A 15799-nucleotide genomic window follows, 5' to 3' on the forward strand; every position below is an offset into this window, starting at 1 on the left:
CCTGACCGCCTAAACCCCACCCACCACGGAGCAACAGGAATTACACCACGACACGGGACTTGACCAGGCTCTCGCGACCGAATCGTTCGGCACTGGTCCGTACGAGCTGACCGCCTCTACTTCGGGGCAGTCATACACCAGAGCCTCGACCGAGTGAATGGCGCGGAGCTGAATTCAGCACTGGTCGTCCGCGCATGAACGACAGCCCCGGCGTTAAGGATTCGCTCTGCCATCGGCGACGAGGCGTCCGCGATCTCGTCCTTTAGGAGCAGTGAACCCTGGGTCCACGGCTCGCCGGCGATCGGCTCGTCTTCTTTGATCCCGATCGGGATACCTTCCAGCTCACGAACCGGTCCGTCTCCCTTGCCGAGATACCGACGCTGCCTTCTTCCCGTCACGGGCCCCTCTGAGTGAGGCGATGGATGGCATCTCGGCCAACTTCAGTATGTGCCGAGATGCCCGCGAACGACCACCCGTCGGGTTCGGAGCGAAAGGTGCAGTGCGCGCGGGCTTCCGAGTCTGTCCTGATCCTGCCGGTCGCCCAGGGGAGAGAGCAGTGGAGCCCCGACGTGAACTGCCGAAATCGATGCTGTGCTTGTTCAGGCGGTGCCTGGCCAAGTGTTTCGCGGCGACGATTCTCGACGCCTGCAGTTCAGCAGTACAAGCGCGCGGCCCGGGCACGCTGGCGTGGATCGCGCCTACCTTCACTGGTTCTTGGGCGGCTGCCGTTCCCATACCGATCTGAGGCCGTCGACATGTTGCCGGAGGTGCCGCACGAGTGGGACGCCATCCGGGGATAGCAACCACTGCTGCTGGAGGCCGTCTTGAATGGCGATCGTGTTACCCACTATCAGTGCCGTGGGTGCCTCCGACGCGATTTCTCCCGTCCGAATGCCATGTTCGACGGCATCCGTGAGCCAACGGCGCGCACCGTCGTAGTGGTCGAGGAGCCAGGCGTGACCAGGGTGGTCCGCTTCTGTGGCTTCGGAGGCGACGCGAACAAACACGCCGACCCATTCAGGTCTGGTGGTGTTCCGGGCGGCGAGAGAGACTAGCGCTTCGAACGCGTCCCACCCCAGGGGGACCTGACCGTCTCCGAACAAGAACTCGCGGTCATCGCGCTCCCGCTGGTCCAGGACCGCGGCAAGCAGTGCTGCGCGCGACGAGAAGTGATGAAGAAGACCGGACTGGGAGATCCCGGTCCTCTTCGCAACGTCCGCGAGAGTCATTTTGTGAAATCCTACGTCAGCGATCTGCGCGACGGCGGCGCGGATCGCTTGCTCACGTGTGCGCTCCGCGTCTTGGCGCGGGCGCCGTTTCCGTACTTCAGACGCGTATTGCGAAGGAAACGACACGCTGGATCTCCTGTTCTCAAGGTGGACTGTGGCGGGCCGGTCCCACTACGCCGGTACCGGAATCGTAGCCCGGACGTCTCCGAGGCCTCGGGCGACGATGATATCCATCCCTTCGAACGGCGCCCAGCCGCCGCGCTCTGTGTCCCAGCGGCGCAGGAGGCGCGGGTCGCAGTGGACGACGACACTGGCGTGCTCGCCAGGGGCGAGGTCTGCCTGCGACCATCCTGCGAGGCGGATCGGATCGCCCTCGCTGTGGGGCCGTACGTAGACCTGGATCGTCTCGCGTCCAGGGTGTGCTCCGATGTTGTGCACGGTGACACGCACAAGAAGATCGGACTCCGCTGTCTGAAGGATTTCGGCGCCCTCGTACTCCCATTCGGTGTAACCGAGTCCGTGCCCGAACCAGTATGCAGGGGCTGTGGCGGACTCGTGCCAGCCTCGATAACCGACTGCCGTTCCTTCGCTGTACTCCAGGTCGCCGTTCTTCGGGGCGACACTCCAAGCGGGCCCGTCGCCGTCATGCGCGGGAAAGGTCGTCACCAACCGCCCCTCGGGCAAGTACTCACCGGTGAGCGCAGCAGCCACAGCGTCGCCGGCCTCCTGTCCCGGAAGCCCTGCGAACAGGACCGCGTCGACTAGGTCCAACCACGGCATCAGAACGGGAGTCGCAGCGTTGAGAACCACGATCGTTTTCTTCGACGCGCTGGCGACGGCAGCCACGAGTGCGTCCTGATCGCCGGGGAGCGTCAGCGTGGTCTTGTCGAGGCCCTCGGTTTCCTGATCAGGGGTGAAGCCGACAACGACGATGGAGGTGTCCGCGTTCTGCGCCCCACGGACGGCGTTTGCGATCGTCGCCGCTGCGGGGCGGGGAGCAGTCGTGAGCACCAGCCCGAGAATCCGCGGCAGCGCACCGCGGCGCACCGTTGCTTTCACGATGTCGCCAGTGGCAAGCGGAACGGTCGTCGCGTGGCTCTTCGGGCGGAAGAATCCGCCCCCGGGGCCATCGTGATAGGTGATCTCGAACTGCTCCTCGTGTCCTGGCGCGGTGACCATCCACTCGCCTGGGCCTCGTGCGCCGAGTCGCATCCTTGTCGGTTCGGGGAGATGCACCGCCGCTTCGAACTCGATTACCTCGGCACCCTCAAGCCACCCGGCCTGGCTATCCTCAATCTCTGCCAGATCGCAGTGCCGGCTCCCTCTGAGCTCGCCCGCGGCGCCATAGACGCGGATGCGAACCCCAGGCAGGTCTGTCTCCGGATCGCGTAGATGCGCAGGGTCAGCGGGCGGGAGCGTCGTTCGAGTCTCCACGCCGTCGATCACCTCCAGGTGTCCTTCGTCGATGCGCCGGGACAGGCCGTCTGCAATCGAGACGATATGCGGCGGTCTGACCTGGGCCGAACCGCCGCCCTGGGCGATCGTGTCGACCGCATGGCGTCCGATCAATGCGATCCGCTGCCGGACGCCCGACCGAAGCGGTAGCGCACCTCCTTCATTCTTGATGACCACCATGCCCTGAGCCGCCAGGCGCTTCAGCTGCTCGCGCCGAGTGGGAGATGCCGGCGTCGGTAGCCCGTCGCGCCACGAGCGTTTCGTGTGGAAGGCTCCAACCCGCGCCGCGAGACGCAACAGCCGACGCACATGGTCATCAACGACGGACTCGGTAACCAGGCCCGCTTCGACGCTGCTCACCAACGACTCAGTCCAGGGTGTGTCTGGTCCGGGCATGACGAGGTCGAGGCCGGCATTTGCGCTTTCGATCGCTGTCTGTGTGGCGAGCCAATCCGACATGATGAGGCCGTCGTACGCCCACTCGCCTTTGACAACGCCGTTCATCAGGGGCTGCTGCTCCGTCGAGGGTAGCCCGTTGACGCGGTTGTACGCGGCCATCAATGCCCACGGTGCAGCGTCGTGCACCACGATCTCGAAGGGCAGAAGGTAGGTCTCGCGGAGGGCCGCGTCCTCGATAACGGCGTTCACCGTGGTGCGTTCGGTTTCGGATTCATTGCCGAGAAAGTGCTTCGGAGTGGCCGCGACGCCGTGGTCCTGGATCCCCTTTACGTAAGCGGCCGCGAGATGGCCCGTGAGCAACGGGTCCTCGCTGAAGGCCTCAAAGAGTCGCCCGCCCAGCGGGGAGCGGTGCAAGTTGATGGTGGGGCCGAGCACCACATGCGTCTGCTGATCGATCGCTTCCTCCGCGAGGAGGTTGCCGACCTCTCGCATCGCGATCGGATCCCATGACTGGGCGAGCAGGCTGGCGTTCGGCAAGAGGCAGCCGATTCTCCCGCCGACGACGACCGGGCCGCGAACGCCTGTAGGACCGTCAGACAGGACCAGTCCATCCAAGCCGATTTGCGCGTTCGAATTTAAGGAGAATGAGTCCGCGCCCGACAGGAGGTCTACCTTGGCCTCAAGAGTCATGGATTCAATCGTCGTTTCGATGAAGCTCGCTGCTTCGGGTCCATCGCTGTAAGCGGCCATCTTCGTTCCTCAGCTCGTTGTTGGTCTCGATGCATCTGGCCTGACGGCGAGACGAGATCCCACTCGTCAGGCCAATGCTCCGCTATCTCACAGATTTCACCGGCAGGATCAAGGCTGCTCCGATGATGGCGCTGATCGTCGCACCGATCAGCATTACGGTGTAGTTCTGTCCGCCGCCGACTCCGATGAGCCACGCCGCCACTCCGGGGGCGAGCACCTGCGGAGCTGTCATCGCGATGTTAAAGACGCCAAGATCCTTGGCGGCCTCGTCCGGGTTGGGGAGCACATCGATCACCAGCGCCAAGTCGACCGACACGTAGGTGCCGAATCCGATGCCGAGAACGACCTCTGCCAGATAGAAGTGGATCGCGTCCGTCGCGAAGCTCAGCGCGAACATCCCGAGACCGAAGAGGACCGCGGAGACGATGATGAAAATCTTGCGGCGCTTGACCCGGTCCGAAAGCCATCCGGCGAACTGTCCTGCGATGATCAGCGACACCGTGTAGCACAGCACGCCCGTGGCCAGCACCTGCGTCGCCTTCACCGGGGTCAGACCGAGGTCGTGCTGGATCCACAGCAGCCGGAACGTCGTGAACATGAAGTTCGCGAGCACGAGTAGGAAGCGGGACCACCAAGCCCAGGCGAAATCGGGGTGCTTTCTCGGGCTCACCCAGAACGTCTTCCACACCGTGGACCATCCGGACTCGGATTCAGGGCGCCTCGGCAGCGGCTTGTCCGGGAGAACGATCGCGAACAGCGTGACGAGCACGAAGCCGATGATGCCGGGGATCAGGAACAATAGGAGCAGGTTCGGCGCGACCATCGCCGCCGTGAACGCGGCGACGTACTGGGCGGCCTGCTGAGCGATCCCAACAGCGCCACTGACCTTGCCGCGCTGAGTCGGCGGGAGTTGGTCTGCGATCGTGGCGGTGTGAGCTGACACAGCGGCGTTGCCCACGAGCTGGCCAAGCACCCAGAACAGACCCAGCAGCACAACCGACGTCGCGAACGACATCGCGACCAGCGCGATCGCGAGCGCCAAAGCTCCGAAGATCATCCATAGGCGGCGCCGGCCGAACCGACCAGTGGTGCGGTCGCTAAGGCGCCCGAAGATGGGATCGAAGATCAGCGCAGCGAGCGCTCCGATCGACGTGATCGCACCCAGCGTCCCGACCACTGACGTTGCGGGTACCAGCGTCTGAAGCTTGAGCACCATACCGGCGGTCAAGGGCGCGGACAAGGCGGTCATGAGGCCGAGACGCGCCAGCACCATCGTGGCGACGACGCGGAAGTTTGCCTTCTCTGTGGGCGTGGGGATAAGTGGGTTCGACTTGACGAACGCCACAGCCGAGAGCCCGGTCTGGGCGGCGGCTGGCTTTTGAGCGGCCATGAGGTCTCCTCGTTGAGAATGATGTCGGGTACAAACCGTGCGCTCGGTCGGTATGACCATAGCGCCGGACAAGAAGCGGCGCAAGGGGGAGTTTGTGTCGCTCCGTCCCGTTCTGTTTGCGAGCATGGTGGTGAACTCTATACAAACCGGGCGCTCGGTCTGTAGCATGACTAGTCTTACGCTCGGAGCGCCACCTTCGGAGGGCCAATGATCATCGCAGTCATACTGCTCGGACTCGTCATCGGCATGCTTACGGGTTTTGCTGGCGCCGGCGGCGCCATCATCACTGTTCCTGCGCTCGTGTACCTCATCGGCCTGCCGCTCGACGCCGCTATCTCGACCTCGCTGGTGATGGGATCGGTGTCGCCCATCGCGGCGCTCGCCCCGCGGATCAAGAAGCGGCTCGTGAACTGGCCCGTGGTCTTGTTCGTGGTCATAGCAGGCATCCCCGCCGCCTTTGGTGGGACGGCAGCGGGAAAACTCCTTCCCCAGAGTGTCCTGCTCCTGGCCTTTGCTGCGCTGATGGTCGCTGCTGGCGTGCAGATGCTTCGTCCCCGCCCTTCCCAGTCGAGCGCTGAGCGGCCCAACTTCTGGGTTCTCCGAGCACTCGTCATTGGCGCGTTGGTCGGATTTCTCACCGGTCTCTTTGGCGTCGGCGGTGGTTTCATCACAATTCCCGCGCTCGTGCTCGCGCTCGACATACCGATCGGCGTGGCTGTTGGGACTTCCCTTGCGGTCGCGCTCATCAACACCCTTGCGGGCCTGATCGCCCACGCGGGTGCATCACACCCGAATTGGGCAGTGGCGATCGCGTTCACCGCACCCAGTATGATCGGCGCATTCCTCACCGCGCGTGTCGCCCACAAGATCAGCCCTAAACTGCTACAGCGCAGCTTCGCGATCCTCATCTTGGTGATTGCGGTGATGACCGTGATCCAGGTCATCTTGAACTGGTGATACAACGCGCGCGGCGAGAGTTTCGTTCGACACGAGTCGGGACGCCTTGTTAATAAAGTGTCCTCCGACACCCACGGCGGACTTGATCGAGTGACGGAGCTGAAGGGGAGAGGCGTTGCGGCGAACGTAGTGGGGGCGTGATCTGCCCCCACGCGTTCGGGTCCTGATATAGGAGCGAATGAGGCGGCCTTCCTCGAACGAGTGATCACGCCGCACGCCTGTCGGGCGACAACGCTTTCGCCCGAATATGCGGTCGCACCTCGATCCATGCGCTGACTGAGCCAGTTCAGACGATCCCGTCACCAGCTGCTGGGCCCGCCTTCCGTGCCGGCCCGCCCCTCGCGGATCAATGCCGCGGCGGGCAACTGTGCGAGCCAGATTCGGAGGAGCTCGCCATAGTCTTCATGAACGCGGCTGGTTCGTGCGCGGAGATTCCGACACCTATCGGGCTGCGGCGTCCACGGGAGTTGGGCGAGTCAGCCGACCAGAACTGACTTCAGGTTCCGAGGCGAGCGGGCCAATGCCGGATTGTTCGTCTGCCTTGTTGGAAGCCCACTCAACGAGCGCCCCGCAGAACGCCGCGAACAGGCGGCCAAGGGCTTGCTCCTCAGTGAGACCGACGGTGCGTAGGAGATCGAAGATCTCGCGCGGATCGAACATCATGTTCCAGAGGAACAGCGCCTCGTCTCCCGGATCGTCCATGCCCAGTTCGAATGCCGCGTCGGCAATGGCCGGGAGCAGCGCGTTCGCCTGCACGGTCAAGTATGGCGTTGCGCCGCGAAGGCGCTCAAGATAACCGTGCTCCGATCGCGTCTGCACCATGGCACCGCCATGCTTGACCACAAGACGCACCCAGTATCCGCACACAAGCTTCAGGCGTTCGAGTCCCCGCTCGTTTGTTTTGGTGCTGAAATCTAGAAGCCGCTGACCAACGTCGAAGCGGAATTGCTCGAGGATCTCGTCGACGGACCCGAAGTGCCGGTACGCGGTTGCCGTCGAGACTTCTGCCCGTTCGGCTACGTCCGCCATGCGGACGGATGAACCACGGCGTGCGACGAGATACGCGGCGGCCTTGATTAGACGTCGACGGTTCCGTTCAGTGTCGGTGCGCATCGTTCTCCCTCCGCTCAGGACGATCGTAGTGCCCGCATCGCGTCCGCCATGCGTGCTACGCCCGTGATGATCGCCTCGTCTGAGGCGGCGTAAGAGAGCCGGATGCGACCTTCGCCGCTGGGGCCGAATTCAGACCCCGGGCGCACGGCGACGCCGTTTTCGCGCAGGAATGCCACCATCTCGATCGATGAGAGCGGGGCGTCGTACCGTGGGAAGAAGTAGAACGCTCCCTCGGGTTCGCTGAGATCGAGTCCGGGGACTGCGGCCAGCGCCTCGCGCATGATCTCGCGGCGACGCAGGTACGAGGCGCGCATGCGGTCGATGTCGGCGGCGCATTGGTCGAGAGCGACAATAGCCGCATCCTGGACGAAGGTGTTCAGCGACCCGTTGAAGGTGCCGTGCACGCGCGTCGCTGCTTCGATGATCGGGGTCGGGCCCCAGAGGTATCCCACTCGCCAGCCGGTCATGGCGTAGTTCTTCGAGAACGTCTGGCAGTAGATGGTGCGGCCATCCAGAGCGGGGACCTCGAGCGCCGAGGTGAACGGCGCATCCGTGAAGCTCAGGGCGGCGTACGCCTCGTCGGCGAGGACGATCGTGTCCGTGCCTTCGAGCATCCCTGCGAGCGCCTCGATCTCCTCGCGGGAGTGCACGATGCCGGTGGGGTTGCCCGGGTTGCAGAATACGAACATGCGCGCTCCTGGGAGCGCATCCCTCAGGGCGCCCAGGTTCCAGTGCAGATCCTCCGCGAGGGGGACGTGGACCGCCTCTCCGCCGGCAAGGGAGACGAGGTCGGCGTACAGCGAGTAAGTGGGGTCCGGGATCACGACCCGGTCGCCGGGCCCGATCGTGGCGAGGATCGCTGCGGAGAGGCCGGCGGTGCCGCCCTGGGTGACGAGGATATCCGATGCATCCGTATGCTGTCCGCGGAGCTTCGCGATCTCGGCCGCGAGTCGATCCCGCAGCGCGCTGTCACCCGCCATCGGCGCGTAGTGGGTGCGACCGCGGGCGGCCGCTGCGTGAGCGGCATCGACGATCGGCTGCGGGGTGTCGAAGTCCGGCTCGCTCACCGCAAGGGAGACGAGGTCGCTGGTCGACGAGGGCTGCTGCACGCGACGCGAGGTGGCCTCCACCCGCTGAACGGCAGGCGCCGGGACGAAGACGGTGCCGGTGGCGTCGACGGTCGTCATGCGCCCGCCTCCTCTGCGCTCGGGGACTTCGCGTTGTCGGGAGCGCCAAGCCAGCGGCTGATCTCCAGGTCTCCAGATGTGTCGCGCTGGCGGGTCGGTGCGACGACGACCTCCTGGAGAACTGTACGCGCCGGCAGCGTCGCGGCAAGGTGCACGGCTCGCGCGACGTCGATGGGCTGCACCATGTTGGCGCGCTCTTCGGGGGCCGGCGGACGTGCTCGGCCGTCGAGGATCGGGGTGTCCGCCTCGCCCGGGAGCACGGTAATCGCACGGATGCCCTCGCCACGGAAGGTCGTGTGCAGGAAGCTCATGAAGTTGCGGACACCGGCCTTCGCGGCGCCATAGGCGGCGCCACCCAGCAGGTTCGGCGTGACCGCGGCGAGGGAGGACACGGTGATGATGGTGCCGCCGCCGCGCTCGATCATGCCGGAGAGGACGGCTCCCGCCACGGGTTCCATTCGTCTAGGTACGCCGTCGGGCGTGGTCACTGCGTCCGCCATAGCCGGCCCCTGCCCATTCGAGGTCCGCGAAGTGTCTCTGTTTCGCACCTCACGAATCCTGATGCGCGGGCAGGTTGCCGCCTGACCGCCCTCTCTTCGGCGTCGAGAATCCGAGCTGCCGTACGACAGCGTTGTCGCTTTCGCCCAAGCCGTCTCTGAACCTAGCCTCGGTGGGACCGTGCCATCGAGCGCGGGTTTGACCTCTCAACCGGCGCCATTGGCGAATGGGACAGCTCCTGTCCGGTTGAAGTCGGAGAGTGCGTCGACGAATGGCGAGATGTCGATGCCTTGTTCGAAGAGCCAAGCATCGTTGTAGTAAGTCGACTCATAGCGATCTCCCGAGTCGCAAATGAGGGAGACGACACTGCCCATCCGACGGCTGGTCTCAGCCCGCAATGCGAGTTGCAGAGTCACCCACATGTTGGTCCCAGTGGAGGCTCCTACTCGCCTCCCAAGCAGCTCTGACGTCCAGCGCATCGCGGCGATAGAAGCGGCATCGGGTACAGGGATCACCTCATCGACGAGATTGGGATAGAAGGAAGGTTCGACTTGTGGTCGACCGATCCCCTCGATTCTCGACGGGATCGGCGTGACGGCGGCGCGATCGCGGTGGCGCCACCCCTCGTAGAAGGCCGAGCCCTCTGGATCGGCGACAGCGATCCGGGTGGATAGTCCGACGTACCGTGCGAAGCGCGCGAAGGTCGTGCTGGTCCCGCCCGTACCGGCTCCCACCACAATCCATTGCGGCTTAGGGTACCTTTCATGCTGCATCTGGGTGAGCAGCTCGCTCGCGATATTGTCTTGTCGCCAATTGGTTGCCTGGCTCGCGTAAGTGAACTGATCCATAAAATACCCGTTCGAGTCCTTTGCGAGGCGCCTGGCCATAGGAACGACGTTTGACGGATGGTCAACAGCGTGAACTCTGCCGCCGTGCTGCTCGATGAGCGCGACCTTTTCCCGGCTTGTCGCCGCGGGGATAACCGCGATGAAGTCCAGGCCCAGGATCTGTGCGAAGTAGGCCTCGCTGACCGCCGTTGATCCACTGGATGCTTCGACAATCGTCGTTCGCGGCCCGATGTCGCCGTTACATAGCGCGTAGAAGAAGAGGGAGCGCGCCAGCCGATGCTTCAAGCTTCCGGTTGGGTGCAACGACTCGTCCTTCAGATATATGTCAACGTCAGCGATGCTGCGGAGACGCAAGGGGAGCAAGGGGGTCCAGCCGCTCCTGCAGGTCTCGGCCTCCAGTTGCTCTAATGCCTCCCGCACCCATTGCCGATCAGCGCGACGAGCTGGGAAGCCTGTTTCGATCGGGGCAGATTGCACGGGACTCGACATGTATGACCTCACTTCTTTGGGCAGACGCGTGGGTGTGCGTTCACGCTCAAAGAAGTCTTGATCGACAGCGACCCAAATCATCAGCACGAGATTCTGGGATCTGGCAAACATTTGCTTATATGTATGCAGAGTTGAGTTCGCGTGCCGCGTGCAAGAGAGACTCGATCACGCGCTCGACCGCACCGGTCTTCGGCTGGGACCGCAGGATTGTCGCGGTCACGTGCCGTCGACGCTCCGGGAGGAGCGGCTTCGCCCTCAACTTCGGATGCTTCACGAAGGACTGCGTCATCCTCGGCATCACTGCCAGCCCGAGGCCAGCAACCACGTAACTCTGCACCGCAAGGTTGTCATCGGTTGTTATGTCGATCCGCGGTGCGAAACCCGCGTCGGCACATGCGTTCACGAACTCCTGGCGACATCGGACACAACCTGCGATCCATCGGGCAGTGTCGAGCTCAGCAAGCTCCACTTGCTTGCGCCGAGCGAGCGGGTGCTCGTCAGACATCATCAGGACCATGGGCTCATCAAGCAGGGGAATCGTGACGAGTTCTCCGACCTCAGGCGCCGGGGGCTGATCGTCGTAGCGGAACGCCACCACGACATCGTAATCACCCCGCTCAAGTCCCTCGAGGGACTCAGGCGGCTCGGCCTCGAACAACTCGATCTCAATATTCACGTGGCGAGACCTCAGGCGCGACATTGCGGCCGGCACGAGTGTCGCGTTCGCGCTCGGGAACGCACATACGCGGACACGCCCTTGCTTCAACCGAGACACCGCAGCGACGCGCTCCTCGGCCGCTCTCAGGTCTGCAATCAAGCCTCCCACGCGCCCTGCGAGAGCCTCCCCTTCCTCGCTGAGCTTGAGGCCGCGACCCGCCCTAGAGAACAACGTCGCGCGCAGATCTCTCTCCAGCGCCTTCATCTGCTGGCTTACCCCCGGCTGGGTGTACCCCAACTCGCGCGCCGCTGCTGCGAAGCTTCCCGTGCGGACCACGGTGGCAAAGGTCACCAACTTTTGCGTGTCGAGCATGCCACGAAGTATAAGCAGTCGTTTGTGTAACGCAACCGAACCGCCATTGGATTTTGGTCGAGGCTGTCGCAATGATGGGTGGCAGCCGCGACCCGAGCGGCGTCGGCACCGCCATCACGGCGCTGTGCCACCAGCCACAGCATTCAAAGGAGAAGGCAGAAATGGCCTCAGCGACAGTGACCCGCGCCGACGAACGCCGAACTCGCCGCCGTGCAATCAGCGGGAGCGTCATCGGAACAGCGCTCGAGTGGTATGACTTCTTCCTCTACGGTACGGCGGCGGCCTTGGTCTTCAACCACCTGTTTTTCCCAACGTTGGATCCGCTCACCGGAACGCTCCTGGCGTTCGGAAGCTTCGCTGTCGGGTTCATCGCCCGCCCGATCGGAGCCATCGTGTTCGGCCACTATGGAGATCGGGTCGGACGTAAACGCGTATTGGTCATAACCCTGCTGATCATGGGTATCTCGACCATGCTCATCGGTCTGCTCCCGGGGTACACCACGGTCGGAGTGCTCGCACCGATCGCTTTGACCGTCCTTCGGTTCGTTCAAGGTTTCGGGCTCGGAGGTGAATGGGGCGGTGCCGTCCTCATGTCGCTTGAGCACGGCGACCCGAGAAGACGGGGTCTCGCGGCGAGTTGGCCGCAGATTGGTGTACCGCTCGGGCTTCTCCTCGCCAACGGAGTTCTTACTTTGTTTCTCTGGCTCACCGATGACGCGGCCTTCCTTGCCTGGGGCTGGCGCGTTCCCTTCATTCTCAGCGCCGTCCTCATCGCGATCGGGCTTTGGATCCGCCTCCACGTCACAGAGTCCCCTGAGTTCGAGAGGCTCGCGGCGGAAGGAAACCGCGTCAAGCATCCGATTCTCGAGGTCCTTAAGACCCAACGTCGCGAGCTTCTCATCGCGACAGGATCGCGCGTCGGAACGGACGTCGCGTTCTACATCTTTGTCCTCTTCGTCGTAACTTACCTCACCCAGATGGTTGGTGTTGAGCAGACCACGGCAACGCTTGTGGTCCTGCTCAGCGCAGCCGCCATGGTCATCTTCATTCCGGCCTTCGGGGCGCTCTCCGACAAGCTCGGCCGGAAGCCTGTCTACGTGGGCGGGGCGGTTGGTGCACTCATCTGGGTCTTCGCGTTCTTCCCGCTGCTCGAATCGCACGACCTTGGACTCATGATCCTGGCGGACTTCGTTGGAATGCTGTGCTGGGCGGCCATGTACGGGCCACTGGCTGCCTTCACGACCGAACTGTTCCCTGCCAACGTCCGCTATAGCGGCGCTTCTCTCGGCTTCCAGCTTTCAGGTATCCTCGGTGGAGCTCTCGCCCCGATCATCGCCGTGGCTCTGTACGGCAACTTCAAGAGCTGGCTTCCGATCGGCGTCTACGTCGGCGTGATGCTCGTCATCACAATCGTCTCGGTCCTCGTCGCGCGGGAGTCTTCAAAAGATGAGCACGCACTGACGCCCGGATCGGCGGCGTAGTCGTGAGCTCTCGACGCCACGCTGCCATCGTCGCGCGACTTGCCGAGGCCGGATACACCCTGCCCGAAACGCCCCTGCCGATCGCGGCATACTCGCCAGCAGTCATCGCAGGATCGTTTGCTTACACATCGGGGCAGCTTCCGCTGGTCAACGGAAAGCTCGCCCTGACGGGCAGGGTCGGAGACGAAGAGGGCGACGTCTCCCCGCGGGACGCCGCCGAGCAAGCCGCTCGATGCACGTTGAACGCGCTGGCAGCGCTCGTTGCTGTCCTTGGTGATCTGAGCCGCATCACGCGGGTCATCAAGATCACCGGATTCGTCGCGAGCTCGCCCGACTTCACCGAACAGTCCTCTGTGGTCGACGGCGCCAGCCGACTCCTGGTCACGGCGTTCGGCGACGACGGAATCCACGCCAGATCGGCGGTGGGCGTCGCAGCGTTGCCGAAGGGTAGTCCGGTCGAAGTAGAGCTGGTCGTCCAAATAGCCGACGACTCGCCATCACAATGACACGAGACCAGCATCGATCAGCACTTCGAGGGAAAACGAGAGGCGGTAACGAGATGACATGGGACGAGACCTACCCCGAGAACTTCTTCGGCGCGAGCACTGGATCGCTCTTGATCAAGAATCTGCGCGGTGTTGTTTCTGGGCGATTGGGCGAGGGGCTGAAGGAGGTGGAATCCCTGCGCATCGTCGACGGTCGCATTACGGAGATCGGTGGAAGCATCGACGTCCAGGCGAATGTGGTGATAGACGCCAAAGGTGCTGTGGCGCTTCCGGGGTTGTTCGATACACACACGCACTTCTCCATTGGAGACTTCAATCCCAAGCAGAACACCGTTGGGTTCATCGAGAGCTATATGCATGGAGGCGTCACATCGATGATGTCTGCAGGGGAGGTGCATTTCCCCGGGCGACCGATGGATCGGTTCGGTGTTAAGGCCGTAGCAGTCGCCGCGAACCGGTCCTTCACAAACAACCGCCCCGGTGGCGTCCGCATCCACGGCGGCTCGCTGATGACTGGCCCATACATGGAACGCGAGGACTACGCAGACCTCGCAGCGCAGGGCATCTGGCTGATGAAGGTCGGCTTCGGCGGCTTCAACACTCCGAAAGATGCCGTGCCCCATGTGCGTTGGGCACAGGAAGCCGGCTTCGTGGTCATGTCCCACTCGGGAGGTGCCTCATCCGTACCCGGCGTAGCTCCCATCACGGTCGACGACCTCATCGCGATGGCTCCCGACATCGCCGGACACATTAACGGTGGCACCACGAGCCTGCCCGAAGAAGACGTGCGACACCTCATGGAGGAGTCGACCGCCGCACTCCAGCTCGTCCAAGCCGGCAACCTCTCGGCCAGCCTGAACATTCAGCGTATGGCGGCCGAGAACGGGGCCCTGGACCGTGTGATTCTTGGGTCTGACACGCCTTCGGGCACCGGCGTCATGCCGTTGGCCATTATCAAGACCATCGCCGAACTGTCCTCAATCGGCGGAGTGCCCGCAACCGATGTCATTGCTTACGCAACAAGCAATGCGGCCAAGGTACTGAGACGCGAGGAAGGGATCCTCGAGGAAAACCGTCCCGCGGACATTGTCTTGGTCCAGGAACCTGTAGGAGGACCCGCAAACCATCCGATCGAGGCTCTGAACCGAGGTGACATCACCGGCATCGCCGCCGTCATCATCAACGGACAGATCCGGGCGCTCCGCAGCCGGAACTCGCCCGCGCCTATTCGGGAAGTAGAGGTGCAGCCGCACCGATGAGTGGGAACGAGGGTTGGCTGCGCACGCAGCCGACCCCGTTCTGTCCGCTCGGATATCAATGACGGTAGGCCGCCTCAGGTTCACCGTGACGTCGTGCGGGGTGCCGGAGCGGTGGTGCGAATGGCTGTTCGTGAGGAGATCGATCAGGGACTCTCGCTCGTCGAGCAGATCGACGGGTAGCGGGGGGACTACACAACCACGCCCGCCCGCGCGTGCCATCGCTGGACGCGCCGCCGAGGTCCACGCCGGCCTCGCTGACCACCATCCCCACACTCGATTGTGTACGTCTCGACACTGTCCAGTAGGTGTGAGCGGCGCAAAGACCAGGCAGATGACAGACAGCGCTCCCTGTGCGAGCCCGAAGATCCCCGTCAGCCACGCAAGCCCCATGGAGATGGCGAATCGTGCCCGGTTGGCTCTCTCTGCCTGACTCAGACTCTCTTCGTTTTCCCGCAACAACGCAGCCCACGCACCACTCGAGATAGCCCGCAGCCGGACGCCACGACCAGCGACCACCGCTAACCAACCGCACCAACGATTCCATCGCTGCTCCGCCGCCGTAAGACGGGCGGACGATCCCGGCTTCTCGACGGGAGGTGCCGAGACGTACACCCAGAATGCCCACAGCAGGCCAAATAGCAGGGACGCGAAACAAAGCAGCGCCCACCAATGATTCCAGAAGTCGACCAAATTCGTCCCCCTACGGATGTGCGCGTCAGGACAATCACAGCGCAGTCCCCATGGTGGAGCGGGCCACGGACATGACGGGGTCGCCGCGGCAAACGACTGTGCGAGAGGGCGTCGACGGGACTCGGATCCGGAGCCAACAGTGCAGTGGGCCGCGAGTCTCTATCCAGGAACGATGCGGCGTACGGGGGACTGCCGCGCCAGACCGATGCCGTTGCACACACTCGGAATTGGGCTTGTCACCACCACGCGTCGCAGGTAGGTCGCAACTTCATTCAAGCGACCGCGCGAGCTGCGCTGGTGCTGGGCGCTATGGAGGTCGGGCATAGTAGTGGCTCGGATCTGGCTTGTAGAACTCCCGACCCACGATCAGTAGGTCCATCGACCGTACGGCCGAACTGGGGAGCGTCAGGGGAGTGGAGTCCTCTGAGCACGCCGAAAAGCCGGGTGCATGACGGGTGCGTCCCGTAGCGTGGTGTCATTTCCCGCGGGGTTCTCGTCGTCGGAGACGGTGAAGGGCC

General features: G+C 63.6%; 13 protein-coding genes. 4 read left to right on the forward strand and 9 right to left on the reverse strand.

The window, feature by feature from the left end; translation table 11 throughout:
- Positions 1-116: 116 nt before the first annotated feature.
- The 4 genes from ABD882_RS19100 to ABD882_RS07890 form a co-directional block, all read right to left on the reverse strand.
- Entirely contained in the window at positions 117-398 is a 282-nt protein-coding gene (locus ABD882_RS19100; RefSeq protein WP_425563344.1) for an amidase family protein, read from the reverse strand.
- A gap of 306 nt (positions 399-704) precedes the next feature.
- Positions 705-1355, reverse strand: coding sequence for a TetR/AcrR family transcriptional regulator (locus tag ABD882_RS07880; protein WP_345185878.1), 651 nt, complete (start codon positions 1353-1355; stop codon positions 705-707).
- Positions 1356-1400: 45 nt separating this feature from the next.
- Complete coding sequence (locus ABD882_RS07885; protein WP_345185880.1) at positions 1401-3833, reverse strand: glycoside hydrolase family 3 protein; 2433 nt, start codon at positions 3831-3833, stop codon at positions 1401-1403.
- 82 nt (positions 3834-3915) lie between these two features.
- Positions 3916-5391 (reverse strand): MFS transporter, encoded by a 1476-nt coding sequence (locus ABD882_RS07890; protein WP_345185882.1) that lies wholly within the window; start codon positions 5389-5391, stop codon positions 3916-3918.
- 39 nt (positions 5392-5430) lie between these two features.
- Between ABD882_RS07890 and ABD882_RS07895 the strand changes: the two genes are divergently transcribed.
- Positions 5431-6180 (forward strand): sulfite exporter TauE/SafE family protein, encoded by a 750-nt coding sequence (locus tag ABD882_RS07895; RefSeq protein WP_345185884.1) that lies wholly within the window; start codon positions 5431-5433, stop codon positions 6178-6180.
- A gap of 441 nt (positions 6181-6621) precedes the next feature.
- Here the strand turns inward: ABD882_RS07895 and ABD882_RS07900 are convergent, their stop codons facing one another.
- The 5 genes from ABD882_RS07900 to ABD882_RS07920 form a co-directional block, all read right to left on the reverse strand.
- On the reverse strand, positions 6622-7293 hold the full coding sequence (locus ABD882_RS07900; protein WP_345185885.1) for a TetR/AcrR family transcriptional regulator: 672 nt from the start codon (positions 7291-7293) through the stop codon (positions 6622-6624).
- A gap of 14 nt (positions 7294-7307) precedes the next feature.
- On the reverse strand, positions 7308-8480 hold the full coding sequence (locus ABD882_RS07905; protein ID WP_345185886.1) for a pyridoxal phosphate-dependent aminotransferase: 1173 nt from the start codon (positions 8478-8480) through the stop codon (positions 7308-7310).
- Positions 8477-8980 carry an SDR family NAD(P)-dependent oxidoreductase gene (locus ABD882_RS07910; RefSeq protein ID WP_345185888.1) on the reverse strand — a complete coding sequence of 168 codons (504 nt, stop codon included), beginning with the start codon at positions 8978-8980 and terminating at the stop codon, positions 8477-8479. The genes ABD882_RS07905 and ABD882_RS07910 overlap by 4 nt, the downstream gene beginning before the upstream one ends.
- Before the next feature lie 204 nt (positions 8981-9184).
- Positions 9185-10426, reverse strand: coding sequence for a PLP-dependent cysteine synthase family protein (locus ABD882_RS07915; protein ID WP_345185889.1), 1242 nt, complete (start codon positions 10424-10426; stop codon positions 9185-9187).
- A 4-nt stretch (positions 10427-10430) separates the two neighbouring features.
- Entirely contained in the window at positions 10431-11345 is a 915-nt protein-coding gene (locus tag ABD882_RS07920; protein ID WP_345185890.1) for a LysR family transcriptional regulator, read from the reverse strand.
- A gap of 71 nt (positions 11346-11416) precedes the next feature.
- Between ABD882_RS07920 and ABD882_RS07925 the strand changes: the two genes are divergently transcribed.
- Genes ABD882_RS07925 through ABD882_RS07935 form a run of 3 tightly spaced genes read left to right on the forward strand, consistent with a single transcriptional unit; the run spans position 11417 to position 14591 of the window.
- Positions 11417-12826, forward strand: coding sequence for an MFS transporter (locus tag ABD882_RS07925; protein ID WP_345185892.1), 1410 nt, complete (start codon positions 11417-11419; stop codon positions 12824-12826).
- 2 nt (positions 12827-12828) lie between these two features.
- The gene (locus ABD882_RS07930) at positions 12829-13332 is read left to right on the forward strand and encodes a RidA family protein (protein WP_345185893.1); all 504 of its coding nucleotides are present in this window, start codon (positions 12829-12831) and stop codon (positions 13330-13332) included.
- Positions 13333-13385: 53 nt separating this feature from the next.
- Complete coding sequence (locus ABD882_RS07935; protein WP_345185895.1) at positions 13386-14591, forward strand: amidohydrolase family protein; 1206 nt, start codon at positions 13386-13388, stop codon at positions 14589-14591.
- The last annotated feature ends 1208 nt before the right edge of the window (positions 14592-15799 follow it).

Origin of the sequence: Microbacterium panaciterrae, from assembly GCF_039541635.1 — a bacterium.
GTDB classification, from domain to species: Bacteria; Actinomycetota; Actinomycetes; order Actinomycetales; family Microbacteriaceae; genus Microbacterium; species Microbacterium panaciterrae.

What these genes read in the sequence shown, in the direction of transcription:
- ABD882_RS07910 (WP_345185888.1), bottom strand. Translation starts at nt 8,980, where the DNA reads ATGGCGGACGCAGTGACCACGCCCGACGGCGTACCTAGACGAATGGAA.
- ABD882_RS07925 (WP_345185892.1), top strand. Translation starts at nt 11,417, where the DNA reads ATGATGGGTGGCAGCCGCGACCCGAGCGGCGTCGGCACCGCCATCACG.
- ABD882_RS07920 (WP_345185890.1), bottom strand. Translation starts at nt 11,345, where the DNA reads ATGCTCGACACGCAAAAGTTGGTGACCTTTGCCACCGTGGTCCGCACG.
- ABD882_RS07895 (WP_345185884.1), top strand. Translation starts at nt 5,431, where the DNA reads ATGATCATCGCAGTCATACTGCTCGGACTCGTCATCGGCATGCTTACG.
- ABD882_RS07885 (WP_345185880.1), bottom strand. Translation starts at nt 3,833, where the DNA reads ATGGCCGCTTACAGCGATGGACCCGAAGCAGCGAGCTTCATCGAAACG.
- ABD882_RS07900 (WP_345185885.1), bottom strand. Translation starts at nt 7,293, where the DNA reads ATGCGCACCGACACTGAACGGAACCGTCGACGTCTAATCAAGGCCGCC.
- ABD882_RS07905 (WP_345185886.1), bottom strand. Translation starts at nt 8,480, where the DNA reads ATGACGACCGTCGACGCCACCGGCACCGTCTTCGTCCCGGCGCCTGCC.
- ABD882_RS07935 (WP_345185895.1), top strand. Translation starts at nt 13,386, where the DNA reads ATGACATGGGACGAGACCTACCCCGAGAACTTCTTCGGCGCGAGCACT.
- ABD882_RS07915 (WP_345185889.1), bottom strand. Translation starts at nt 10,426, where the DNA reads ATGTTTGCCAGATCCCAGAATCTCGTGCTGATGATTTGGGTCGCTGTC.
- ABD882_RS07890 (WP_345185882.1), bottom strand. Translation starts at nt 5,391, where the DNA reads ATGCTACAGACCGAGCGCCCGGTTTGTATAGAGTTCACCACCATGCTC.